Source organism: Proteus sp. NMG38-2 (assembly GCF_020640995.1).
GTDB lineage: Bacteria > Pseudomonadota > Gammaproteobacteria > Enterobacterales > Enterobacteriaceae > Proteus.
In genome coordinates this window covers 3,931,721-3,957,060 of the sequence record NZ_CP085481.1, presented here as the reverse complement: position 1 = coordinate 3,957,060, position 25,340 = coordinate 3,931,721, and the positions used below count along the sequence as shown (strand labels likewise).

Below are 25,340 nucleotides of genomic sequence, written 5' to 3'. Positions count from 1 at the left end.
GATTAGGTCAAGTAAAGAACATCAGGAGAGCCTCACATGGGCAAATATTCTTTGACGCCACGCGTAAAAATGCTGGCAGAACGTTTAGTTTCACGTAATAGCTCCATCAGCACAGAGCGTGCAACCATTTTTGATTCATTAGACAACAGCATTGCAGGTGTGCCCCAAGCGATTAAACCTGCGCAACGTTTTTATGAATTTATTCGTCATTTTCCAAGCTACATTGCACAAGATGAATTGATTATCGGCAGTCAATCATCAACACCACGTGGCGCGATTTTCCACACTGAAGAAGAAGTGCGTAGCGACTCTATCTACCGTTTCTTAAGTATTAACAATAGCGTTGCATCACCTGATTACATGCTGGTGGTAAACCAAGGTTTCTTAGCAATTAAAGCTCAGCTTGAAGACAGAATTAGAAGCATTGGTAGTGCCGTAAATCGTAGCAGTATGGATGAAGCTAATTACTGTAAATCAGCTATTTATGCATGTGATGCAGCACTATATTTTGCACAAATTCTATCTGCAAAAGCAGAGAATTTAGCTGCAATGGAAGGTAACCCATACCGTAAAGCAGAATTATTAGATAGCGCTGCGGTATTACGTAAAGTACCAGCAAAACCAGCAGAAACCTTTAAAGAAGCAGTTCAAGTTTTCTATTTACTGCAATTAGTCTTACATCTGGAAAATGGCAGTTATGCCATCAATCCAATGGGATTTGATAAAGCACTTTATCCATTCTATCAACGTGATCTCGACCAAGGTCGTTTAACACAAGCACAGGCTTATGAAATCGTTGAAAGTGTTTGGCTGAAATTAGCAGAGCTTTCCGAAGTACGTGCGACCAAAGAAGTTGATGGCTATCCAATGTTTGATGCCATGACTCAGGGTGTTGATATTAACGATCCCCGAGTAAGCATCAACGAATTATCAGAAATGTTGCTATCAGCGCGCGCGAATTTGTCAACATTACACAGTTCACTGCAAGTGCGTTTATACAACGGTCGTATGAATTCACAGCCACAATATGCTGCACCTTCAGCAAGTGTTGTTGCACCAACGGCAGACGCGAGCGAATTCAAAGTGATGGAAGGTTTAACACCTCGCTTACAACGTTTACGTAACCGTTATTTAGAAGCACGTCCAAGCGTTTCTATCTACAGAGCATTAGCATTTACTGAGATTGCTCGTAATAATCCAGGTTTACCACCGATTTTACTACGTGCAAAAGCATTCCGTCGTGCTTGTGAAACCGCACCTATTTTAATTCAAGATGAAGAGCTGATTGTTGGACACCCTTGTGGAAAACCGCGTGCTGGCGCTTTCTCTCCTGATATCGCATGGCGTTGGGTTCGTGATGAACTCGATACTATGAGCACGCGTCCACAAGATCCATTCCAAATTTCAGAAGAAGACAAAAAAGTTATTCGTGAAGAGATTGTTCCATTCTGGGAAGGGCGCTCTCTGGATGAGATCTGTGAAGCTCAATATCGCGAAGCAGGTGTGTGGGAATTTAGTGGTGAAACCTTTGTGAGTGATCTTTCTTATCACCAAATCAATGGTGGTGGCGATACTTGCCCAGGTTATGACGTTCTGTTATTCACCAAAGGTATGAACGGTATTAAAGCCGATGCGCAAGCCAAATTAGCTGAATTAAGCATGGAAAATCCAGCTGATATTGACCGTATCTACTTCTATAAAGCCTCTATTGAAAGCTGTGAAGGTGTGATTGCTTATGCACATCGCATTGCAGAACATGCACGTGAATTAGCATCAAAAGAGAGCAATCCTCAACGTCGTGAAGAGCTACTGACGATTGCTCAAGTCAACGAAAATGTACCCGCAAATCCACCAAAAACACTGCAAGAAGCCTTGCAAAGTATTTGGACAGTCGAGTCATTGTTTGAAGTTGAAGAAAACCAAACGGGTCTTTCTTTAGGTCGCTTAGACCAATACTGCTTCCCAATGTATGAAAACGACATCAAATCAGGGCGTTTAACTCGTGAGCAAGCACTGGAAATGATGCAAGCCTTTATCATCAAATGTGCTGAATTAATGTGGATGTCGAGTGAGTTAGGTGCGAAATATTTTGCTGGTTATCAACCATTTATCAACTTAACCATCGGTGGACAAAAACGTACAGGTGGCGATGCGTGTAATGATTTAACGTACCTAATTATGGATGCTGTACGTTTTGTAAAAGTGTATCAACCATCATTAGCATGTCGTATTCATAACCAATCACCACAGCAATACATGGAAAAAATTGTTGATGTGGTTAAAGCCGGTATGGGCTTCCCTGCATGTCACTTCGATGATTCTCATATCAAGATGATGTTGCGTAAAGGCTTCGATTTTGAAGATGCGCGTGACTACTGCTTGATGGGGTGTGTTGAACCACAAAAATCAGGCCGTATTTATCAATGGACATCAACAGGTTATACCCAATGGCCTATCGCGATTGAGTTTGTATTAAACCGCGGTCGTATGGTGCTGTTTGATAGCTATCAAGGTCTAGATACAGGTGATTTACGTGACCTGCGTACTTATGAAGATTTCGATCGCGCTGTAAAAGAGCAAGTAGCGCATATCGTTCGTTTATCGGCAATTGGTACAGTGATCAGCCAACGTGTTCACCGTGATATTGCACCAAAACCATTAATGTCTTTACTGGTTGAAGGCTGTATGGAACAAGGTAAAGATGTGACCGCAGGTGGTGCAATGGTGAACCATGGCCCAGGTCTGATTTTCTCCGGTTTAGCGACTTATGTGGACTCAATGGCCGCTATTCGTAAATTAGTTTATGAAGATAAAAAATACACGTTAGAACAAATTCGTGACGGTCTATTGGCGAATTTTGAAGGCCAAGAAGAGTTATTACGTGACTGCTTGAACGCACCGAAATTTGGTAACGATGATGATGTTGTTGACCAATATGCGTTGGATATAACGGAATGGACTGAGCGTGAATGTCGTAAATATAAGATGCTCTACTCCACATTCAGTCATGGCACGTTGTCTATCTCTAACAATACGCCAATTGGCGAATTAACCGCAGCTACACCAAATGGTCGTTTGGCATGGAAACCATTATCAGATGGTATCAGCCCAACCCAAGGTGCGGATAAACATGGCCCAACAGCGATTATTAAATCAATCAGTAAAATGAATGTTGAAACCATGAATATCGGAATGGTTCATAACTTCAAATTCCTGAAAGGATTGTTAGATACCAATGAAGGCCGCCAAGGTTTAATTACCTTATTAAGAACGGCTTCCATTTTAGGTAATGGCCAGATGCAATTTAGCTATGTCGATAATGAAGTACTGAAAAAAGCGCAATTAGAGCCTGAAAAATACCGTGACTTAATTGTCCGTGTTGCTGGCTACAGTGCTTACTTCGTTGAATTATGTAAAGAAGTTCAGGATGAAATTATCAGTCGTACTGTGATTGAGAAATTCTAATTACAGCCATAGGGATGGCGCAGGCTATCCCTTTTAATCGACAAGACAAGATTTAAATTTATCGAACAGGGATGTTTGATGCAGATTTGGAGGCGTAAAGATGGAGACGGCAGCAGAAATAAGAGGGCGGATATTTAATATCCAAAAATACTCTATTTATGATGGTGATGGTATTCGTACTCTCGTTTTCTTAAAAGGCTGTAATATCCGCTGCCCTTGGTGTTCCAATCCAGAAGGTCTCAGCAGTCAATTTCAAGTGATGTACTCTCACGACAAGTGTGTGGATTGCGGTAAATGCGTCGATGTTTGTCCTGCGGGTGTGCATTACATGACAACCAATGAAAATGGTAAGCAAGTTCACCGTGTTGATCGTGGCGTTGATTGCATCGGCTGCCGTAAATGTGAAGAGGTCTGTATTTCAGATGCTCTTGATATTATGGGAAAAGATGTTTCTGTTTCTGAACTAATGAAAATCATCATGCAAGATTATGACTTTTACATCTCTTCAGGGGGTGGTGTCACAATCGGGGGCGGTGAAATGAGTCTACAAACTGATTTCGCGGTTGCGCTTTTACGAGAATGTAAAAAGATGATGATCAATACCGCAGTGGAGACGCAAGCGACCACTAACGTGGCGAATTATGAAAAATTAGCGGAAGTCGTTGATCAATTTCTGATTGATATCAAACACATTGATACTACTCAGCATAAAGCGTTGTTTGGCGTTGGTAATGAAAATGTCCGTCGTAATTTAGAACGTTTAATGGATCTCGGTGCCAATGTGGTTATTCGTATGCCATTAGTTAGAGGTTATAACGACTCTTATGATGCAATTACAGGAGCAATTAATTACGCGATGGAGCTATCAAAACGCGGCAATATTCAGCGTATTGATATTCTTCCGTATCATCAATTTGGGCGTAATAAATACGAAAAATTGGAAATGATCTACCCAATAAAAACCGATCCTAGTTATACACCAGAAGAGTTAGACAGTTTAGAAGCCTTCTTTAAGAAATTTGATTTCGATATCCGTCTTGTCCGTCACTAAGTAGGAGAGAAAGATGAACAGTTTAGGTGTGATTGAAACACGAGGATTAACCGCAGCCATTCAAGCGGCTGATGCAGCTTGTAAAGCGGCAAACGTGGAAATTATAGGATACCGAAAAGTAGGATCTGGGTTGGTATCAATTTGTTTTCAAGGCGAGATCAGTGCAGTAAGGACTGCGGTTGATCATGGTGTTGATGTGGTTAGCCAAAAAGAGCTGGTGATTGGTTCATTAGTTATTGCAAGGCCAGAACCAAGTGTTATCACCAAATTACTAACCATAAAAAGTAAGAAAAAAGCACCGGTTGTTACTGAAAAAAAGCCAGAAATTGCTCTTGAAACAGTCGTTGAAACAATCGTTGAAGCCCCGGTTAAAAACGAAGTTGAGAAGCTAGAGGCCACAAAAGCCGTTGCAGATTTACAGGCTCAAAATATTGCTGCTGAAACTAAAGCTACAACAGACAAAGTACAAAGCAGTAAGAAAGAGATCAAACCAGAAGGCCGTAAAGGTAAAAAATAATGATTAATCAACAACTCATGGGAAAAATCCTCTCTCGTTTGCCTGCACATGGCGTGATGTCGGGAGGAACTCAAGGAATGGCAATCCCTGTTGGTATTTCTAATCGACATGTGCATCTTTCACAACAAGATGTTGAAGCATTATTTGGCAAAGGTTATCAACTCACTCCGTTTAAAGATCTTAAACAACCGGGTCAGTTTGCAGCAAAAGAGTGTGTGATTGTTGTGGGATCTAAAGGCTCGATCAGTAAAGTTCGTGTTTTAGGACCAGTTCGTCCGCAAAGCCAATTAGAAATTTCAAAAGCTGACTGTTTTGCATTAGGTATAAAAGCACCAGTACGTGAATCGGGTGATTTAGTTGGTTCTGGCAATGCTGTTTTAATGGGGCCAGCGGGTCATGTTGAATTAAAAGAACAAGTCATTTGCGCACAACGCCATATTCATATGAGCGAAATTGACGCCAGAATGTTAAACGTCATCAATGGACAAAAGGTACATGTAAAAACAGAAGGTGAGCGTAGCCTGATTTTTGATGAAGTCGTTGTTCGTGTTAGTGAAAAGTTTGCCCTTGAGTTTCATATAGATACTGATGAAGCTAATGCTGCTGGGCTTCGTAACAACGATAGCGTATTTATTGTCAGCTAAGACAATGAGGTGACGTAATGGACAATCAGTTAATTGAAAGGATTGTTGCTGAAATAGAAAAAAGAATGAAAAAGTCGGTATTGTTAGCACTTACCCTTGCACCGGGATACCAAGATGAAATCTGTCAACGTATCAACACTTTTTCTGATATTCGATTTTCTCTTTTTGTCACAACACAGGCACAAGTCAGTCATGATTTGTCGAAATGGCGTCATCTAGGGGAAATACATAATGCGAGTGAGTTCGATTGCCAGCAGTTATCGACTTACCATGCACTGTTTGTTCCTTATTTTGATAAAAAGCTGGTGGGTGAAATTATTAACGGGTTATTTATAAGTGAAGAAGGAAAGCTAATTCATTCTGCACTTGCTCAAAATATTCCTGTCATTGCATTACCTTATTTTTGCCAACCAGAAAGTGAATTAAATGAGATTTTAGGTTTAAATAAAAATAAAGAGTACAACCTGCTTATTCAGGAAAATATTAATAGATTAAAGTTATTAGGTGTTTCTTTTTATTCCATCAATGAAATAGAAACTCACTTGATTGATAATAATCATAATAAAGAAACTGAATGTTACCCTGAAATCAAAAAAGAAAATAATAATCGCTATATTACTTTAAATGAAGTAATGAATAAGCCTGGAGAATACTGTTTATCACAAGGTAAATTGACAGATTCTGCTATTGAATATTTAAAAAGCTTAAAAAATTAATATTAAACTATATCTGATAACTCAGGAGTCTTATTATGTCACCAAAAGCTAAATCATGGCTTTGGATGCTGGCGGTTATTATTTCAGAAACCTCAGCAACCTCTACCTTAAAAATGTTTGATAATAGTGAAGGTACAACTAAAACATTATTATTATGCTTAATTGTTGTTCTTTATGTTATTTGTTATTACTCATTATCGCGTGCAGTGAAAAATATTCCAGTTGGTTTAGCTTATGCAACATGGTCTGGTACAGGTATATTAGTGGTTTCTTCTTTAGGTATGTTGTTTTATGGTCAACATCCTGATACTGCGGCAATGATAGGTATGGCTGTTATTGCCAGTGGTATTGTGATTATGAATCTCTTCTCCAAAATGGGATCAGAAGAAGAGGAAGAAGAAACAACTGAAACTCCTAATATTAAACAGACTGCATCGCCAGTTAATAAATAAATCTATTTCTTAATAAATCTATTTTTTAATAAAACTATTTTTTGATAAATAAGTGTTTATTAAAATAAATAAGGATAACAATTATGTTTACCGGATTCTTATGGCTGGCGCTGTCTATCGGTTCTGAAATCACAGGCACGTCTATGATCAAAAAAACAAATGGCTTTAGTAAATTAGCGCCTTCTGTTTTAGTTATTGCTGCTTACTGTATTTGTTATTTTGCCTTGACGCGTGCAATGGGATATATCCCTGTGGGTGTAGCGTATTCACTGTGGTGTGGTTTTGGTATTGTGGGTGTGACGTTAGTTGCGATGATTTTATATAAACAAAAACCAGATTTACCAGCTATATTCTCGATGGCATTGATTATCTCTGGTGGGATAATTATGAATACATTTTCTACAATGTAAGCTAACTTCATCAATTAGATAGTGATTTTACCTTTTTAACTTAAATGCCGATATATTATTAAACTGTATCGGCATTTTTATGTTTTTTGTATTTCTTAAAATGAACATTAGCTATAAAAAGATGTTTTTTTTATATTTAAAAATTTAAGTGAATATAACATTTGGAGGTTTTTATTTAAATGTAAATTATAAAAGGGTCAAATATGTTTTCAATCGTAAATTTTTTTAGCCGCCCAAATGTTGAAAAAATAAATAGAGATTTAGAAATGAGGTATGTTAAGAAAGAGAATGTCGATCATAATAGTATTAGTCATATTAGAAACACCAACCAACAGTTGCATACACCTAATTTAGCACCAAGAACGATGATAGGGGGATCTCCTAAATTAAATAACACTACTAAAATTCAACAAATATATAATCAACCAAGTAGTATTGCTAATCTGCCTGCTTTACCGCCTAAGAGCGTTAAAGTGAATAATCCGCCAAACTTACCACCTAGAGAATTAAGAAATACTACACAGGATTTGAGTACACAAGTACCTATTCAGACAAAATCATTTAGTATCTTAAAACCTGCAGCTTATATTTTTGATGAGAAAGGTAATCGTAACATAGCGAATTCTTCGGATTTTTTAACGGCTGTAAACAGTAAACTAAAAAGTGATGCCCCAGATATAGTGAATATTTTAAATACGTGTAAGATATTATTTAATAATTTAATTTCAAATAATTATTTATCTTCTCGATATGAAAAAATAGATAATTCTAGGTTTGGGATGAATTTATGTAATGAAAATCTATTAAAATATAATAATGAAAAACTACCCGCTAATATAATTAGCGGTACTCAAGAGAACTCTTTAAGGGTTGCTTCGCAATACCCTAAAAATGATGTAAAAAACATGGCTAATTATTTAAACTCTCTAATAGAAAATAAAATTGAGACTGTTTATATTCTTGCATCAGATGATGATATTAAAAATAAAATTAAAAATGTAAAATATTTCGAGAGTAACAGTAGTTATAATGATGTAAATGTAAAAAGTCAGACCTCTAAAGAAAATATAATCGTTAAAGATGAAGACTATATATTGAACTATACAATTTATCCTAAGATAGTAAACTCCTCGCAGGGAACTCAAAAAATAAATTTTGTTCATATTCCTAATTGGAAAGATCATACTGAAGTAGATGCAACTCAATTAGAAATGACACTTTTTTCTATAAAAGAAAAAATAAAGCCGTCTGCTAATTCAAATAGTTTAGTTCACTGTCTTGGTGGTATTGGAAGAACGATAGAAATGCTTCTCGTTGAAAGAATGATGAATATGTCACCTGATGAAAAAAACAAAACAAGTTTAGAAGAAATGGTGCATGAGATAAGAGAAAAAAGAACACCATTAGCACTATATGAAATTAGACAACTTGCAGAATTAACAGCATTTGCTTTAGCAAACGGTATTTCATTATTAAAAAATAACTCCCATTAATAAATAAAATTCCCATTGTATTCACAATGGGAATTGGTTTTACGATATTACTCTTTGTTATCTCTTTAAATTTAAAGATGGAAAACACGATCTTCACCAGTAGGTAATTCAATCGTTAAGCTAAGTTTACCGCCTAAAGCTTCAACATAGCGTTTTAATGTTGCTAGTTTTAGATCGTTACCTCTTTGCTCTATTTGGGTAATCGCAGGTTGAGAAATTCCTAAATGGGTAGCAAGTTCTCTTTGCGAAATATTTAACTCTTCTCTTAAGATTTGCAGCCCTGTTTCTAGTATCAATTCATCAGCCATTTTTTTTATGCGTTCTTGGCTATCAGGAGAACGTTCAGCGATAGCTTGTTGAAGTGTTTTCATTGTCTTCTCTTATTGATAAAAGATATGAGGTAAATTCTCGATCCGCTATATGGATCATCGTTTGGTAAAATTTCTTATTGTTAGCTTTATTTCCTGCACATAGCACAATGGCTCTTCTAGTTGGATCAAACGCAAAAAATATTCGTATAGGTTTTCCTGTGTGTTGTATTCGAAGCTCTTTCATATTCGGATATTTTGAACCTTTGATGTTATCAGCATATGGTCTTGGTAACCTAGGCCCATAAACCTCTAAATTCTGTAAGGCCGCTAAAACGCGTTCTTGTAACTCGATGTTTTGTTCTAATAACCAAGAATCGAAATTATTTGTAAAGAATACATTCCACACAGCTCACCTAATATAAGTTATAACTTATTTACAGGATGATAAGCTACAGCTTATATTTTAATGCTCGTCAGAGTAGCAAGGTAGTGTTTATTTTTCAAAGCATTCCCATTAATAAATAAAATCCCCATTGTATTCACAATGGGGATTGGTTTTACGATATTACTTTTTGTTATTTTTAGTTTTATTGCTCACTGACTTGCTGTAACTGCTTTTGACGCTCAGTTTGAGCGCTGATTTGATGGTTTCGAGCCAAGAAACTATACATCGTTGGTAACACAAACAGAGTAAACAGTGTGCCGACTAACATGCCTGACACAATAATCAGCCCTAATCCATAGCGACTATTCGCCCCAGCACCACTGGCAAATAAAAGAGGAATAAGCCCAATAACCATTGCTGCAGTGGTCATTAAGACAGGACGTAAGCGGATTTTTGCTGCTTCAATAATGGCATCCCGACGGTTTAGATTTTTATGAACTTGCAATTCATTAGCGAATTCCACCATTAAAATACCGTGCTTACTGATAAGCCCTATTAGTGTGACTAAACCAATTTGAGTGTAGATATTTAGCGTCACCATCCCTAAAGCGAGAGGGACTAATGCGCCACAAATTGATAGCGGTACAGTAATTAAGATAATCAAAGGATCGACCAAACTTTCATACTGTGCAGCTAACACTAAGTAAATAATGATAAGTGCGGCAATAAAAGCAAAGACTAACGTATTTCCTTCTTGAGTAAATTGGCGAGAATCAGATTGCCAATCATGGCTAAAACCTGCAGGTAATGAATTAGCCACGGTTTCAAGAAAAGCGACCGCTTGCCCCATTGTTACACCGGGTGCGGGGATCGCTTGGAAAATAGCTGCATTTTGTTGATTAAACTGTGTCAGTTTATTGGGTTCAACTTGAGTCGTAATATTCACAACGGTTGATAATGGGATCAAAACATTATCTTGAGTACGAATATAGTGCCCCGCAAGAGCTGCAGGCGTTAAACGTTGGTGACGTACACTTTGTGGGATCACATCATAAGAGCGGCCATCCATACCAAAACGATTAATATAGTGTTCACCCACTAATAGTGAGAGTGATTCACCAATATCTTGCATACGAATGCCTAAACTATTGGCTTTAGCTCGATCTATGGCAACTTGAACAACGGGATTGTTGTAATCTAAATCGCTATCTACCACGACAAATAAACCGCTTTCTCTTGCTTGTTGTTTTATTTGTTCCATTGTTTCAAACAAAACGGGGTAACCTAATGGACTACGTAGCACCATTTGTACAGGTAATCCACCCACTGAGCCGGGTAGAGAGGCTAATTGGAAAGCAAAAATACTGGTTCCTTCCACATTGTTGACGCGATTTTGTAAATCAGCTTGGATTTGATCTGCGTTGCGATCACGTAAATCCCAACCATCAAAGTTAATACCACCAAAGCTGGCTGAAGGCCCATCTGTACCGTTAATTATCCATGTACTGTCTGTTTCAGGCAGACTCATATAAATTTCATCAAGCTTCTGATTAAAGCGTTCAGCATAGGCAAGGTTTGCATGTTGTGGTGCTTTTACGGCAGTTAAGACACTAGCCTGATCTTCTGAAGGTGCTAGCTCTTGTTTTGTCTGGCTATATAAAAACGGTAAGCTGACGAACACAGCTATGGCAAAAACAACGGTTAACCAGCGATTAGCTAAAGAAAAATTAAGCACGTAACCATAATAATGAGCCAGTTTATCGAAAACAAACTCAGCCATTTTAGCCATTTTGCCTTCATTTTCTTTTGGTTTTAGCATTAATGAGCTCATCACGGGGGATAAAGTTAATGCCACAATACCGGATACAATCACACTACCTGCCAGCGTTATGGCAAATTCTTTAAATAATGCGCCTGTTAATCCAGCCATTAAACCAATCGGAGCATAAACAGCGGCTAAAGTGATCGTCATTGCAATTACAGGACCGGCAACTTCTCTCGCCCCCACTAAAGCGGCTTGAACAGGCGATAAACCCTCTTCAATATGGCGATGCACATTTTCAACAACGACTATTGCATCATCTACGACAAGTCCAATGGCTAAAACCATTGCTAGCAAGGTGAGCAAGTTAATACTAAAGCCAAAGGCAAGCATTAATCCGGCAGCACCTAGCATCGATAACGGAATGGCAAGTACAGGAATAAGAACAGAACGGAACGATCCCAAACAGAGATAAATAACCGCAATAACGATTAAAATCGCTTCAATTAAGGTTTGTACTACTTGGTTAATAGAGGCTTTGATAAAACGTGAGGTTTCAAATGCCAGTTCTACATCGACACTAGGGGGTAAGGTTTTTTGAATATCAACAAGATGATCTCTAATACCATCAACAATCACGAGTGGGTTGCCTGTTGGTGTCGGGAATAAACCTAAAAATACGGCTTTTTTACCATTCATAATACCACTGGTTTCAGTGGCCGCAGCACCTAATTCGACAGTACCGACATCACGCAAACGTACAAGATTATTGCCATCATTAATGATAACCATGTCTTTAAATTCTTCGACATTAGTGAGGTCAGTATTGACATAAACGTTGGCAATTACAAACTCGCCTTCTACTTTACCTGGGGCAGCTTGATAGTTATTACGGCGTACTGCATTTGCGACATCGCTTGCCGTTAAGTTACGACCAGCCAGTTTGTCTGCATCTAACCACAAGCGCATGGCCAATTGTTGACCACCAAATACTTGCACTTTAGCAACGCCATTAATGGATGAAAACATCGGCTCAACAACGCGAGAAAGGTAGTCTGTGAGTTCGGGAATAGAAAGCTGTTCACTTGAGAAACCCACATAAGCTACCGCTGTAGATTCTCCTGATGAAAGTTCGATCACCGGATCATAAGCTTGTTCTGGCAGCTTATAACGAACTTGATTTACCTTCGCCATTACTTGCGTCAAAGCTTGAGTTGGATCGCGGTTTAACTCCATTCTGACGGTAACTAAGCTTTTACCTTGTACTGAAGATGAAGAAATATAATCAACTCCCTCAACAGAGGAAACCGCTTGTGTAATTGGTTGGGTAACAAATCCCTGCATCAATTCAGACGAAGCACCAGGATAATCTGTTGCAATCGTAATTGTTGAGTTTTGTAACATAGGGTATTGACGAACTGGCAGTTTACTGAACGCAAATGCGCCCAGTAACAGGATCAATGTGCTAACAACTAATGCCAAAACAGGTCGCCGAACAAAAATATCGGTAAATTTCATTATTAACTCCCGTTATGGTTTTGTTGTCGCTGATTGAGCTAGTGTTAATGTATCTTGCTCAATAGGTTCAATTGAAATGCCATCACTTAATTTAATTTGGCCAGATGAGACAATTTGATCACCAAGGGATAAGCCTTCTTTTATCTCAATCATGCCGTTGTAGCGCAATCCAACTTTCACAGAGACACGCTTAGCGATAAGGTTTTTTTGATTGTCAGATTGCGCTACAAACACGGTATCTCCATAGGCAGTATAAGTAACTGCCGTTTCTGGTACGGTTAATACCATAGGACTATCTGGAGAAGTAACTTGTACACGAGCAAACATGCCCGCTTTTAATATGTTATCGGTATTAGGTAAAACAGCTTGTACTTGTACAGTACGAGATGGACCAATAAGAGGATCGACGGCATTAATAGAGCCTGTAAATACCATCTCTGGATAAGCATCGACCTCAATATTGATGGGCTGTTTTGCGGAAATTTTGGGAGCAGCTTGCTCATCAAGTGAGAAATTCAGTTTTAAATGACTCGCATCGACTAAAGATGCAACACGTTCACCCGCATTGAGATACTGTCCTTCATGAACAAGTTTTATTCCAACAATGCCATCAAAAGGTGCTTTTATTGCTTTCTGTGCAATTCGCGCTTTCACTTCACGAATGGATGCGGCGATCATATCGCGCTCAGATAATGTACTGTCTAATTGCGCAGCGGCTGCGACATTTTTACTATAAAGCTGTTTTGTGCGGGAGTAGAGTTTATCCGCGTTAGTTAATTGTGCTTGTAAACGCAATAATTCCGCTTGTTCAGGTTCATCATTTAATTTAGCTAAAACTTGACCGGCTTTAACCGTTTGTCCTGAATCAAAATTAATCACAGCAATTCGACCATTGGTTTCAGCGGCTAAATAGACTTGGCGTGCGGCTTCTAATTCCCCAACACCTTGCATATTGTTTGGTAATTTTGATGATTGTACGGTTGCTAATGCCACTTTAGTAGGGGGGTAAGCAAATTGCTGTGATGAATCCTCATCAGATGACGTAGTTGCATAAACCGCAGCTCCTGCACTGAGTAAAAAGAGTGAAGCACATACAGTAAGAGTAAGTTTCTTATTCATATTATTGTTGATCTCATAGTGACTGTTTTTCTATTTTTTATGGTTTTATGCGTTAGCTTTTTTCCATAACGCTCTGAAATGACTTGCCATGGCTGTGGTCATTAACCCGCCAATAACGGCTAGATGCTCTATTGCAAAAAACATCGACAGCATGGCTTTATCTCCCGTCATATCCCAAAAGGTATGAACAATCACAATAGTTAAAAATAAAAAGACAGCTAAAGCGCCAGCACCTAGCCATAGATAGCGATCGAAAAGCACTAAAAGTGAGCCACAAAATAAGACGATCGCAGTGGCAATATTAAAAAACCAATCAGGTTCCAATCCCGCAGCGCGCATTTCCGCCAAACTATTCTCGTAATCAAAGACTTTGGCAAAGCCAGAAGAAAGAAATAAAACAAGAATAAGTAATCTAGCGATAAACCATAAAGAATGGCTTTCGAGAATACGTGCAACTGAACTTGGCATTCATCTGACCTCAACAATCTTAAAAAACAAAAACCAGCATCCCACTGGCTTGACTTAATTTGAGGAGAGGACTATAAAACCTCAAGTTAAGTTGAGGTCAAGAGGAAAAGATGGAAAAAGAGAAAATAGATTTCAATAGAGCACTTACAGTAGGTGAAGTGGCAAAACGTAGTGGTGTTGCTATTTCAACACTTCATTTTTATGAAGAAAAAGGGTTAATTGAGAGTTATCGAAGTGCAGGTAATCAGCGGCGTTACCCACCGGTTGTATTGCGTTATGTGGCAATTATCAAGGCGGCTCAAAGTACGGGAATTCCGTTAAAAGAAATTCAAGAAATATTGGGAAAATATCCGCCAAATAGTAAATTAACAGCAGAACAATGGCACGAAATATCAACGGATTGGAAAGTGCGACTAGATGAACGCATTCGTCGTCTTAAACGATTACGTAACGGGCTTGACCACTGTATTGGCTGTGGTTGTCTATCATTGAGTGATTGTCCGTTGCGCAATCCTGATGATATTTTAGGTGAAAAGGGTGCAGGGCCTCAGATCCTATAATCAAAATGAAAACGATGTACTATCTGGTTTGAAAAATCCCTCATAAGTATCTTGGTTGTCTGTCATTCCCAATAATTCGAGGGTAATCTGATGATAAAAACCTTGATAAGAGAGAAATGAAACCAAGGCCTGATTAATTTCATCTTGGTTTTCTGTGTGTTCTAAAGCACTTTGTTGACGTGCATACATTAAGATGGCTCGTTGGCGATTTTCTTTAATTGTTTGGTTATCTCTATTTTTAACTTCATACTGTACTAAAAAATGAAGAATATCTTTTGCATTGTTAAGATTGAGATTTTGCAACTGTTGATAAAAATCTTGGTTAAGAGAGGCTTGTAAGGGATCCTCTTTTTTTGTCATTAATGCTGATGATGGACGATGAGATGTCGCTTTTGCATTATTAATTTGATGAGTAATATATTGAGGATCAATTTTCATCGTGAGTACCTTTATCTACTGTGTTTTCATCAAACTCTTGTATATAAGCCAATAATCGCATTTTCACTTCTTGAGAAAACAGCATATGATTTTTCTCGCAATAGTATTGATGGAACTGTTTTTTCAGATCTTGAGTGAATAAAGGGGGATCAAAAAAAACAACGTGTGATCCTGAATTGATAGAAAGTGTAGATTCATTATGAAAGATCAATTCAACGTCTTGGCCATTAAGTAATTCTTCCACATAAGAACGCAGTGTTTTCGGGATCTCTAATGTTAATTTAGTATCTGTTGGTACTGTGGTGATCAGATGTTTTGTTAGTTCTATTTGCATTTGTGGTGATTGAAAATAGTGGGCAATTTCTTGAACAATTAATTCTCTTTGTTGTATTTCGTGACGACATAATTCGGTGTGATATTGTGTACATAGCGTCAGGATATCGCCTAATAATACCTGTAACCCTTCAGCATAAGCCTGTTTTTTATTTTCAACAGATTGTAATTCTTGTTTTTTCTCAAGTTCAATCAGCCGTTTCTTTATCTTTTTATGTGTTATTTGCTCTATTCTACGAATATTGTCTAATTGTCGTAGATAGCGAGAACGAATAAGCACACCCTCACAGGTATAACTCAAAAGAGTTTCAGGCAGGGATCGCAACATAATTCAGTACCAAAAGGAAAATAGAATGTGATAAATGCAGTTTTGCAGGCAACGTAATTCGCTTTTTTTCTTTGGGGAAGCAGAGTACAAAGCGTTGTGCTAACGCATTGGATATCGAAGAAATAAAATCTAATAAGAGTTGATAGCCGATATGTTGAGGTTCTCCGAGCATGTCATCTATTTTTTCTTCAGCAAATAAAATCGGTTTTAGAGAAAGAAATGCACGTAATGTAGGGGATAATTGATAGTAATTATCAACCTGTAAAAGAGCTGATGATGAGAAAAGATATCCTAAAAAAAGCGCACATTGAGGCAAGTATGACCATTGCGTAACCAGTTTATTTGCTACAGGATCATTCTCAAGATCAAAATCGATTTCGGTTTTGAGATGGTATTGTTGAATAAGTTGACGGTTTGAAAGCTTTTGCCAAATGAGATCGTCATTGGGTGTTACTAATTGATAATAATCTTGATGGATATATTGTAATGGTTCATACATCACGATAGATATCCGCTCAAATTGCTGAAGAGTGAGCATGGTTTTGCTTTTCCTCTCGCAATATTGTTTTTTCTCGACGATGCTTTATTAGCAGCACAACGGAAATAATAATGATACTGATTGATATCAGCGCAATTAACCAGCCATATTGAAAGAAAATTGAATGATTTTCATCGGGAATAACTAAGTTGGGCTTCGTGAGTTTATTTATATTTCTTGAGTAAAGTAACACAGTAATATTATTTATGCTCATATCACTAAATGCGTTGTTAATAAAAGCACGGATATCTTCACTAAGTTGGTCACTATCCAATGTATTTTCCTCATAAAAAATTAACACAGAGGCATGAGGAGCAGGAGTTCCCCGTTCTGATAATGAAAGGGGATAACTGATATGAACCCTTGCATCAATAATATGGTCAATTGTGATTAAGGATTGTTCCAAGCGTTGCTCAAGTGCAGAAATCAGCCGTGCTTTTTCTGCCTGAGGTGAGGATACCAATGCATCAGAAGGAAATATTTGTGTCACTTCAATACGTGCATTGGTTGGTAGTTGATATTGTTCTAAAATTTGTACTGCAATGGCAAAATCTTCTTTTTTAACTGTAATATCGAATAAACCTTTACCCAGCGCGATTTGGGTTGTCGTAATGTGATGTTTTTGCAATACCGCCTGTACTTGTGTTGTTTGGCGTTGATTAAGGCCCGTCAAAAGTGATTGGTCTTTACAACCCGAAAGCAATGGAAATAGACAAAATAATAGCGCGCATAATAAAGACTTAGCTCTCATTACTATTGTGCCTTTAATAATGTTTCGACAACATTTAATGATTTTCTGACCAATGTGCTGGCGAGATTCATCGTAATGGTGTAATCATTGAGCGTTGTTTGAAGTTGGGTATAACTTTGAACATCCGTCAATTGACTGAGTGTAGAAAGTTTTTCTTGTATCTGTTGTTCATATCGCAAACTATCCGCAATACTTTTTGTCGTTATGGACGCCAATGAATTGTGGCTTAATTCATCAGATGTATCAGATAAAGTGGATAAATTAATAGATGTGATGGGCGTAATTGCCATAGGTACTCCATAAATAAAAGGTTAGCGCATATTACCAATAATGCTCATGGCAAGATCTTTTACGACTTTAATGGATGTTGATTGAGCATTTCGCGTTATATTATATTCCGCAAGTTTGGCCTGATAATCTGCTAATGCCGCAGCATTAGACGTATCCATTTTTAATGCCTCTAAGGCTTTCTTTAAAGCCTCGCTTTGGTTTTTTACGGGGTTTTGAAAATAGTCATCAATATTTTGAATTGAGCTTGCATCTTCAGTATTCGCATTCCCTGTTGGGCTAGTTGACATAATATCGTTCTCTTAAAGTATTAAAGTGTCATTATCAAAAGTGAGATTTTTATCCATTAGGAAAATAAAGGTGTTTATTATCAATAAAGATATAGCCTTTACTTTCTTGTAGCATGGTTTTATTTTGTAATTCAGATTTACCTATATTCTCTTGGTAAAATATAAATTTTCTACCAAAAAAGGATGTTTGTTTTTTTATAAATTGATTTAGCGTTGATTTATCTTGATAAGATAAGTTGCTATTAAATATTAATACAAGCCTATTTTTATCTTTCTTTATTTCATAGTCAGATTTTTGAATAAAAGAAATTTTATTGATTTCATTGATTAAATTATTCATAGAAAGTGAAATAACCTCAGGGTAACAATTTTCTGGAAATTGATGATGAATAGCATTTATCTCCTTTTCTTTTTCAATTTCATTTTGATAAATAAATATTAATTTTGGTTTTTCTTTATTTGATAAAATCAAGTGATTGATTTTATGCTGTCTGGATATTAGTGAATTTTTAATTTTATTAATATCAACATAAATATATTCACCTTCTCTATTTTCTGTTTTTATCCATTCCGGTACTGAATCATCATAGAGGCAGAGATGATTGTTTTCTCCCTTGTAATTAAGAGGCGATAACTGAATCGGTATATCAACTGTTCCATCAATAAATTTATTATCTTTTAATAAGTAATATAAAATAAACAAACTGAGTATTAAAGTAAAAATGAAAATAAAAACAGTAGAATAAGTTTTTACCTTCATTTTATTTAAACTAAAATTCAACTCGTTAATGTTTATATTATCTGATTTGCTAATCAATAAGATTGGAATATCATTTAAATAAATGGGATTATCTAATGTTAATTTTTCTGTTTTTATTTTCCCTAACTTATTATTATTTATAGTAAATAAATTACCATTGTCATTTTTTTGATCAAGTTTAATATCAATATTTACATTTGAGAAATCATCATCAAAAGGAATGTATAAATTGATTTTATTTTTATGTTCACTATTTTCTCTATTTTCACCGTTATATAACAAAATGGAATAGTGATGAGATGAAAGTGATGTTTTTGTGCCTTTTAATGGCCCGTTTAAAATATAAAGATAATAAAAAATATAATTGCTCATAAATAACTTTGTTTATTAATATTTCCCGTGAATAGGTTTGGATAATAATTTAATTAATCTTATTTGTTTTTAAAATAAGGTTTATTATTTTACAGTTTAAGTGTTTTTTAATAAAAATATCTTGTAAAATTTAAACTAATCTGGATGATTGTACATATTTATCACTAATTATTAATGTTATTATATCTAAAGTGCTGTAAATCATAATGCATAAATAATATTTAGGTATTAATGTTATTACCGTTATTTTTGTTTTTTTATAATTTTTAAGGTTCTATTATGTTAATAAATGATATAAAGATAAATGGTGACAATGATATATTGATGGGTGATTCTTTATTCTATTGTATTCCTTTGAGTGATGGTTCGCCGATAAAAATATATGAAAATAAAATCGTAAAGATAGTACAGGGTAAGGCATTTGTTTATAATGCGAAAAATGAGAATATTGTTTTTCAATCTGAACCACATACTTGGAAAATAGAAAAACGTTCTTTTTTTATATGTGCTCGATTATTGGCTTTTATTGATTATGCGCGTGATTTTTCAAAAATGACAGCTATTGGAACTGAATTTGATATTAATCAGAAGATTTTTCATATAGAAAATAGCGAAGGAACACTAGAGCATATTTTAATTAGTGAAGCATTAAAAGAGAATAGCCAATTAGAACCACTTTTTGTGACGATAAGACATAGTGAAAGTTATTGGCTTATTTTGCACCTTATTAGTTATTTAGATGAGAAAAAAAGCAATATTGCACAAATAGGGGAACGCTATGGCGTATCTGGTACGCATTTTAGGCGTTTATGCAAACGCTATTTGGGGAACTGCGGTAAAAGCCAATTACGTTCATGGCGTGCTGCTTCATCGATTTTAACAACGCTTTCAACGGATGAATCATTAACACAAATCGCCGTTGATAATGGATTTAGTTCTGCATCACATTTCTCTAATGAAATTAAAACATTATTTGGTATTACTCCAACGGAATTTCGCCGAATTGGTCGTTTTCTTTATGAATATAAAAAATAAAGTCTGTTTTATTATTGGGATACTTCTTTGTTGTAGTTTGCCTTTATCTGTCAAAGCAGAAGAAGAGCAAATTATTTATACACATCAAAGTAAAAAACCCGATATGTTTATTGCTGTTGATACCCGTATCGAGCAGTTTTTCTTTGTTTTATCAGATAAATTCAATAAGCCCTTTATTTTAAGTCAGGCTGTTAAGAAAAAAAGGATCACCGGTAATTTTTCATTGGCTTCGCCTCAAGAGGCATTTGAGTCGATGGTTCGCCGTATGTCATTACTTTATTTTAATGATGGTGAAGCAATTTATGTGTATGACAATACTGAAATAGAGCAAGCATTATTTCAGGTAAGAAATATTAGTATTTATGAGCTCAAGGAATATCTGCAAGATGTTGGTTTGTACGACCTACGTTTTCCATTACGAGCAGGAAAAGATAAGCGTACTTTTTATTTATCTGGGCCACCTATTTATCTTAAGTTAGCGAGAGCCGCTGCAGATTATCTTGATAATGTTGCGGCAGAAAAACAGCAACAAACAATGAATAATCAAGTTCCCACGGGGAGCTCTCGTTATGGAGAGGAATTTGTGCAGATATTTGCACTAAAAAATACCTTTGTTCAAGATCGTAGCTATTCATTACGTGATGAAAAAATTGTACTACCAGGTATTACGACAGTATTACAGCAGCTATTTCATTCACAAACACAAGAAATGAATGGAGCGTCGCGAAATAGAGAGCAACAGAATACATATTCCGCATCTTTAAATACGAATAGTAGTAATGGCGAAAGTGAAGAGGCGTCTTATTCGACAACACCTATTGTCACTCAAATGGGACAATATCATGTTGAGTTAGTACCGTTGCCAGCATCAAATAGCTTATTAGTTAAAACTAGTCGGGAAGGTTTAGCATTAGTCCATTCATTAATTACTCAGCTTGATAAGCCTAAAAGGCAAGTTGAGCTTTCACTATGGATCATAGATATTTCGAAAAGTAAGGCAGATAGCTTAGGGATTGATTGGAGTGCGCGTTTTGACTCCGGAAATCACGCCTTTTCATTTAATACATCGAGTTTAACACCAGCATCGGGTTTTAGTTTTCTCAGTAAAATTAAAGCATTAAGTGATGATGGTGATGCAAAAATGGTATCAAGACCCATCTTGTTAACTCAGGAAAATACTCCTGCAATTTTTGATAATAATACGACTTTTTATACTCAAATTAAGGGGGAAAGGGTTGCAACATTAGAATCAACAACATTTGGCACAATGATGAGTGTATTACCTCGTATTGGTAGCTCTAATAAAGAGATTGAAATGATCATCAACTTGGAAGATGGCGCAGAAAAAAAAGAAGATTCAAGTAAAGATAATGAACGTCTACCTACGATTAATCGTACTAATATTAGTACCGTAGCAAGAGTTTCAGAAGGTGGAAGTTTGCTTATTGGTGGATATACACGAGAAGATAATGTAAATGCGGAATCTAAAATTCCAGTCCTCAGTGCGATCCCATTATTGGGCAAACTATTTACATATAAATCAGATAACAATAAAAAGATGGTACGTATTTTTATGTTACAGCCACGTTTATTGGGAAGCACTGACAGTGATATCTCACAATCATTAAGTGATGATCCTTTTCAACCGATGAATAAAAAAACGACACAGGCATTGCAACAACTTCAGAATTTTATGAGGTAATGCCATGGTTACGCCAATTAAATCGACGATCCCGATTCAAATTGCAATAAAAGAAAATAAAGTTAATCATGAAAATAGAAGTGATAACGAATATAAGCAGCCTAAAATTTCAGAGAGACAGAACTATCAAAACCAATTGATGGAAATTGCTGATGATATGTCGATGGTTGCCTCGCAATTTTCACAACGCTATGGAAAAGGATTAGATAAAAAAGCAGAACGAGGAAACAATACTTTATATATTACAGAGGAAGGTGCAGATCAAAAATTAGATAAAGTATTAAAAATGTTTAAAAAATCAGATCAAAGCTTACTGGACTTATTGGCTTATTTACGACAGATGTTTCCTGACGATAGTGATTTGATTATGGTTTTACGGGAATTAATTAGAAAGAAAAAATTAGGTGCGCAATTAGATGCTGAGATAGAAAATGAAATTGTGCGTATGCTTGAAGGAGAAAATGCAAAAAATATTCGTGCGGGGATTAATGTCGCTTTAAAAGCAAAAATATTTGGTAAATTATTATTACTTAATCCCTCTGTATTACGAGATCTTTATCGTAGCTATCTTGATTTAGATTTAGAGCCAATTTATTTCTTTCAGTTTTTAATAGAAGAATATGATATTGAACGATGTACGGCTATTTTTACCTTTTTGGCACAAGGTTTGTTATATGATATGCAATCTTTGATGCCGAGCTGCTCACAAAGTTCAGAGTTTGGTTTGCTGTTAGAAAGAGTCAATAAATTAAGAGCAATATATAGTTTTATTTCATTAGGAATGGATCTTTTTAAAGAAAAAGAATTACAGCATATATTATCAGAAAAACAGCTTTATCAATTGTTCTATCATGGTATGACAATACCCGATGAAATGAATATCTATTTGTTGGGTTTATTATCCAAAGAATTTTCAAGTTTATTAATAACGGTAAAGATGCGATTTTTACAAATAATAAGAACACTATTTAATAGATATCCAGAATGCTTGTATTTATCTAATGAAAATAGAATCTCTTGCCAAAAAATAATACAAACTATTATGGATAAGTATATTCATATGGAAAAATTCGAATTAAGAAAAAACAAATAATTATTTTTAATGGATATTAATAATGATATATAAATTTCTTTTCTCGATAAGAAATCGCCCAGAACTTATTGTGTTGTCAGTGATAATTTTAGTTATTTTAATGTTAATTATGCCATTGCCTACCTATTTGGTTGATTTTCTTATAGGTCTTAATATCACGATTGCATTATTGATATTGATGAGTTCTTTTTATGTCACTCGAATATTAAACTTTATGACGTTTCCCGCATTACTTTTGATTACAACGTTATTTCGTTTAGCTCTATCAATTAGTACTAGCCGACTTATCTTATTGGATGCCGATGCTGGAGAAATTATTACCTCTTTTGGTGAGTTCGTTATTGGAGAAAATTTAGTTGTTGGTTTTGTGGTCTTCTCTATCGTGACAGTAGTGCAATTTCTTGTTATTACAAAAGGTTCTGAACGAGTTGCCGAAGTCGCTGCACGTTTTTCTCTTGATGGTATGCCGGGTAAACAAATGAGCATTGATGCGGATTTGAAATCAGGCATCATTAATAATGATGAAGTTAAAATTAGGCGGAAGGAATTAGGGCAAGAAAGTCAGCTTTATGGATCATTTGATGGTGCAATGAAATTTATTAAAGGCGATGCTATTGCCGGCATTGTGATTATTTTTGTTAATTTAATTGGTGGAATGTCTGTTGGTATGGCGCAAATGGGGATGTCACTTTCTCAAGCGTTGCAAACTTATACATTATTAACCATTGGTGATGGTTTAGTGGCACAAATTCCCGCTTTATTAATTTCAATTAGTGCTGGATTCATTGTGACACGAGTCGGAGATGAAAATAAAAACTTAGGCTCAAGTATTATGAATGAGCTGTTATCTCAAGACTTCGCACTCTTAATCACTGCATTGCTTGCTTTTGCTATTGGTTTTTTACCTGGCTTTCCAACGCCCGTCTTTATTATTTTATCTACGATTATTGGATGTTATTTTTTCAAAAAAAACATTTGGGATAAAAAAAAGAAAACTTCTGAGAATAGTGATACTCCTCATCATGAAGAAGGTGATGAGAAAAAAGGTATTATGTCTAATCTTTTTTCTGGAAAAAAAGAACAAGAAGAAGAAAATCAATTAGCAACAGAAACAATTTCTTTATCGCAAGCAGAAACACAGCCACTAATCGTAACGCTTTCAGTGAAAAAGAAAAGTTATCTAACAAAAAAGGTCTTTGATAAATGGTTAAAGAAAGAATTTATATTACAATATGGGGTATTACTTCCCGATATCTTAATTTATTATTCTGATACTATTGATAAAGATAAAGTCATCATTTTAATTAATGAAGTTAAAGCGGATGAGTTTTATTGTTCTTTTCCTCTTATTAATATAGAAGCACCGACAGATGAATTCTTTTCTTTAGGGTTAAAATATATTGAGTTAGAATGTAAGGGAGTAAAAACTTATTGGACTGATGAAGATAATAAATCATTATTAATAAAACTTAATTTTGAACTTATAAGTTCAGAAGATTATTTTTATCAAAAATTTTCCAATTTAATTACAGCAAATATTGTGGAGTTTTTAGGTATACAAGAAACAAAAGATATACTAGATAAAGTAGAGGAAAAATCACCAGAATTAATGAAAGAATGCTATCGGCAAATTTCTATTCAAAGGATCAATGAAGTTTTACAGAGATTAGTGCAAGAAAAAATACCAATAAGAAATATTAAAACGATTATTGGTGGATTAGTTCAATGGGGTGGAAAAGAAAAAGATCCTATTTTGCTCACTGAACATATTCGAACATTACTCTCTCGTTATATAAGTGATTTTTTTTCTAAAAATAGTCAGCTCAATGTTGTTATATTATCTAATGAAATTGAAGTAATTATTCGTGATGGAATTAGGCAAACATCATCAGGGACATTTTTAAATTTAGAACCTGCGGAGCTTGATGTTATTTTAGAAAAAATAACCATTGCACTTGATGAAATAAAATACATTCAAAATTATGTTTTATTAACTGCAATTGATATAAGACGATTTGTAAGAAAATTACTAGAAACACAGTTCTCACAACTATCTGTTTTATCATACGATGAAATATCATCAGATATTGAAATAAATGTTTTACAAACTATTTAGAGGAATAATATGTCATTTGATCTTGCACAATTACTTATAGATGCTATGAACGTTATTGGTCGAACAGACCTTTTTTCTGGAGGGCACTCTATTGATAACCATTCAACTATTACGATTAGCTTAGGCGATATGCCTGATATTAATTTATTAATTGTTGATAATGTTCCTATGATTTGGTCGGTATTACGTGAATATGATGAAAATCAATTAAAACAAAATAGCGCAGAAATTATATTAAGTCATGTGAACTCAGAAACAGAAAGCTTTTATCCAGGCCAACCAGCGTTAGTTAAAGTTGAAAATGATTTAGAGTTACGCGCTTCTTTTATGCCAATAGCCTTGCAAAATGGCGAAACAATGGCAAAAGCGATAGATGAATTTTTTCAAGCCATGAATCGAACTAATCAGCAATTTATTAATTAGTT

General features: G+C 35.6%; 26 protein-coding genes. 14 read left to right on the top strand and 12 right to left on the bottom strand.

What is annotated here, in order from left to right; translation table 11 throughout:
• The first annotated feature begins 36 nt into the window (after positions 1-36).
• From cutC to LG402_RS18555, 8 genes are all read left to right on the top strand, one after another.
• Complete coding sequence (gene cutC / locus LG402_RS18590; protein ID WP_166539905.1) at positions 37-3,465, top strand: choline trimethylamine-lyase; 3,429 nt, start codon at positions 37-39, stop codon at positions 3,463-3,465.
• A gap of 100 nt (positions 3,466-3,565) precedes the next feature.
• Positions 3,566-4,516, top strand: a complete 951-nt coding sequence (gene cutD / locus LG402_RS18585; protein ID WP_109408425.1) for a choline TMA-lyase-activating enzyme — start codon at positions 3,566-3,568, stop codon at positions 4,514-4,516.
• Positions 4,517-4,529: 13 nt separating this feature from the next.
• Complete coding sequence (locus LG402_RS18580) at positions 4,530-5,033, top strand: BMC domain-containing protein (protein ID WP_166539906.1); 504 nt, start codon at positions 4,530-4,532, stop codon at positions 5,031-5,033.
• Positions 5,033-5,677 carry a phosphate propanoyltransferase gene (locus LG402_RS18575; RefSeq protein ID WP_166539907.1) on the top strand — a complete coding sequence of 215 codons (645 nt, stop codon included), beginning with the start codon at positions 5,033-5,035 and terminating at the stop codon, positions 5,675-5,677. Before LG402_RS18580 ends, LG402_RS18575 begins: the two co-directional genes overlap by 1 nt.
• 17 nt (positions 5,678-5,694) lie before the next feature.
• Positions 5,695-6,393: a hypothetical protein gene (locus tag LG402_RS18570; RefSeq protein WP_227336113.1), complete on the top strand. Its 699-nt coding sequence runs from the start codon at positions 5,695-5,697 to the stop codon at positions 6,391-6,393.
• 35 nt (positions 6,394-6,428) lie between these two features.
• Complete coding sequence (locus LG402_RS18565; RefSeq protein WP_166539909.1) at positions 6,429-6,845, top strand: DMT family transporter; 417 nt, start codon at positions 6,429-6,431, stop codon at positions 6,843-6,845.
• Positions 6,846-6,928: 83 nt separating this feature from the next.
• Entirely contained in the window at positions 6,929-7,255 is a 327-nt protein-coding gene (locus LG402_RS18560; RefSeq protein ID WP_004245856.1) for a DMT family transporter, read from the top strand.
• A gap of 203 nt (positions 7,256-7,458) precedes the next feature.
• The gene (locus LG402_RS18555; protein ID WP_227336112.1) at positions 7,459-8,748 is read left to right on the top strand and encodes a protein-tyrosine phosphatase family protein; all 1,290 of its coding nucleotides are present in this window, start codon (positions 7,459-7,461) and stop codon (positions 8,746-8,748) included.
• Positions 8,749-8,819: 71 nt separating this feature from the next.
• On the opposite strand, the gene LG402_RS18550 is transcribed toward LG402_RS18555, so the two are convergent.
• The 5 genes from LG402_RS18550 to LG402_RS18530 all read right to left on the bottom strand — a co-directional run bounded on the left by LG402_RS18550 (position 8,820) and on the right by LG402_RS18530 (position 14,311).
• Positions 8,820-9,119 (bottom strand): helix-turn-helix domain-containing protein, encoded by a 300-nt coding sequence (locus LG402_RS18550; RefSeq protein ID WP_166539911.1) that lies wholly within the window; start codon positions 9,117-9,119, stop codon positions 8,820-8,822.
• Positions 9,091-9,465 carry a type II toxin-antitoxin system RelE/ParE family toxin gene (locus LG402_RS18545; RefSeq protein WP_166539912.1) on the bottom strand — a complete coding sequence of 125 codons (375 nt, stop codon included), beginning with the start codon at positions 9,463-9,465 and terminating at the stop codon, positions 9,091-9,093. Before LG402_RS18545 ends, LG402_RS18550 begins: the two co-directional genes overlap by 29 nt.
• Positions 9,466-9,646: 181 nt before the next feature.
• Positions 9,647-12,724 (bottom strand): MexW/MexI family multidrug efflux RND transporter permease subunit, encoded by a 3,078-nt coding sequence (locus tag LG402_RS18540; protein ID WP_227336111.1) that lies wholly within the window; start codon positions 12,722-12,724, stop codon positions 9,647-9,649.
• Positions 12,725-12,736: 12 nt separating this feature from the next.
• Positions 12,737-13,843 (bottom strand): efflux RND transporter periplasmic adaptor subunit, encoded by a 1,107-nt coding sequence (locus tag LG402_RS18535; protein ID WP_227336110.1) that lies wholly within the window; start codon positions 13,841-13,843, stop codon positions 12,737-12,739.
• 45 nt (positions 13,844-13,888) lie between these two features.
• Positions 13,889-14,311, bottom strand: coding sequence for a DoxX family protein (locus LG402_RS18530; RefSeq protein ID WP_166539915.1), 423 nt, complete (start codon positions 14,309-14,311; stop codon positions 13,889-13,891).
• Between the two features lie 110 nt (positions 14,312-14,421).
• Here LG402_RS18530 and soxR point away from each other — a divergent pair, with 110 nt between their 5' ends.
• Positions 14,422-14,871 (top strand): redox-sensitive transcriptional activator SoxR, encoded by a 450-nt coding sequence (soxR, locus tag LG402_RS18525; protein ID WP_088494455.1) that lies wholly within the window; start codon positions 14,422-14,424, stop codon positions 14,869-14,871.
• Here the strand turns inward: soxR and LG402_RS18520 are convergent, their stop codons facing one another.
• From LG402_RS18520 to LG402_RS18490, 7 genes are read right to left on the bottom strand one after another with little or no spacing between them, the layout of a single operon-like run.
• On the bottom strand, positions 14,872-15,309 hold the full coding sequence (locus LG402_RS18520; protein ID WP_166539916.1) for a hypothetical protein: 438 nt from the start codon (positions 15,307-15,309) through the stop codon (positions 14,872-14,874).
• A complete protein-coding gene (locus tag LG402_RS18515) occupies positions 15,299-15,970 on the bottom strand; it encodes a type III secretion protein (RefSeq protein ID WP_166539917.1) in 672 nt (223 codons plus the stop codon). Before LG402_RS18515 ends, LG402_RS18520 begins: the two co-directional genes overlap by 11 nt.
• Positions 15,951-16,508 (bottom strand): type III secretion protein, encoded by a 558-nt coding sequence (locus LG402_RS18510; protein WP_166539918.1) that lies wholly within the window; start codon positions 16,506-16,508, stop codon positions 15,951-15,953. Before LG402_RS18510 ends, LG402_RS18515 begins: the two co-directional genes overlap by 20 nt.
• A complete protein-coding gene (sctJ, locus tag LG402_RS18505; RefSeq protein ID WP_166539919.1) occupies positions 16,486-17,259 on the bottom strand; it encodes a type III secretion system inner membrane ring lipoprotein SctJ in 774 nt (257 codons plus the stop codon). The genes LG402_RS18510 and sctJ overlap by 23 nt, the downstream gene beginning before the upstream one ends.
• A gap of 2 nt (positions 17,260-17,261) precedes the next feature.
• Positions 17,262-17,549, bottom strand: coding sequence for a type III secretion system inner rod subunit SctI (gene sctI, locus LG402_RS18500; RefSeq protein WP_166539920.1), 288 nt, complete (start codon positions 17,547-17,549; stop codon positions 17,262-17,264).
• A gap of 21 nt (positions 17,550-17,570) precedes the next feature.
• Entirely contained in the window at positions 17,571-17,837 is a 267-nt protein-coding gene (gene sctF, locus LG402_RS18495; RefSeq protein WP_109408410.1) for a type III secretion system needle filament subunit SctF, read from the bottom strand.
• Positions 17,838-17,886: 49 nt separating this feature from the next.
• Positions 17,887-18,969, bottom strand: coding sequence for a hypothetical protein (locus LG402_RS18490; RefSeq protein WP_166539921.1), 1,083 nt, complete (start codon positions 18,967-18,969; stop codon positions 17,887-17,889).
• 324 nt (positions 18,970-19,293) lie between these two features.
• Here LG402_RS18490 and LG402_RS18485 point away from each other — a divergent pair, with 324 nt between their 5' ends.
• The 5 genes from LG402_RS18485 to LG402_RS18465 are packed head-to-tail and all read left to right on the top strand — an operon-like array spanning position 19,294 to position 25,338.
• On the top strand, positions 19,294-20,004 hold the full coding sequence (locus LG402_RS18485) for a helix-turn-helix domain-containing protein (RefSeq protein ID WP_227336109.1): 711 nt from the start codon (positions 19,294-19,296) through the stop codon (positions 20,002-20,004).
• Positions 19,988-21,706 (top strand): type III secretion system outer membrane ring subunit SctC, encoded by a 1,719-nt coding sequence (gene sctC / locus LG402_RS18480; RefSeq protein ID WP_166539923.1) that lies wholly within the window; start codon positions 19,988-19,990, stop codon positions 21,704-21,706. Before LG402_RS18485 ends, sctC begins: the two co-directional genes overlap by 17 nt.
• Before the next feature lie 4 nt (positions 21,707-21,710).
• Positions 21,711-22,799, top strand: a complete 1,089-nt coding sequence (gene sctW, locus LG402_RS18475) for a type III secretion system gatekeeper subunit SctW (RefSeq protein WP_166539924.1) — start codon at positions 21,711-21,713, stop codon at positions 22,797-22,799.
• 22 nt (positions 22,800-22,821) lie between these two features.
• A complete protein-coding gene (locus tag LG402_RS18470; RefSeq protein WP_227336108.1) occupies positions 22,822-24,915 on the top strand; it encodes an EscV/YscV/HrcV family type III secretion system export apparatus protein in 2,094 nt (697 codons plus the stop codon).
• Positions 24,916-24,924: 9 nt separating this feature from the next.
• Entirely contained in the window at positions 24,925-25,338 is a 414-nt protein-coding gene (locus LG402_RS18465; protein ID WP_166539926.1) for a type III secretion protein, read from the top strand.
• Positions 25,339-25,340: the final 2 nt, after the last annotated feature.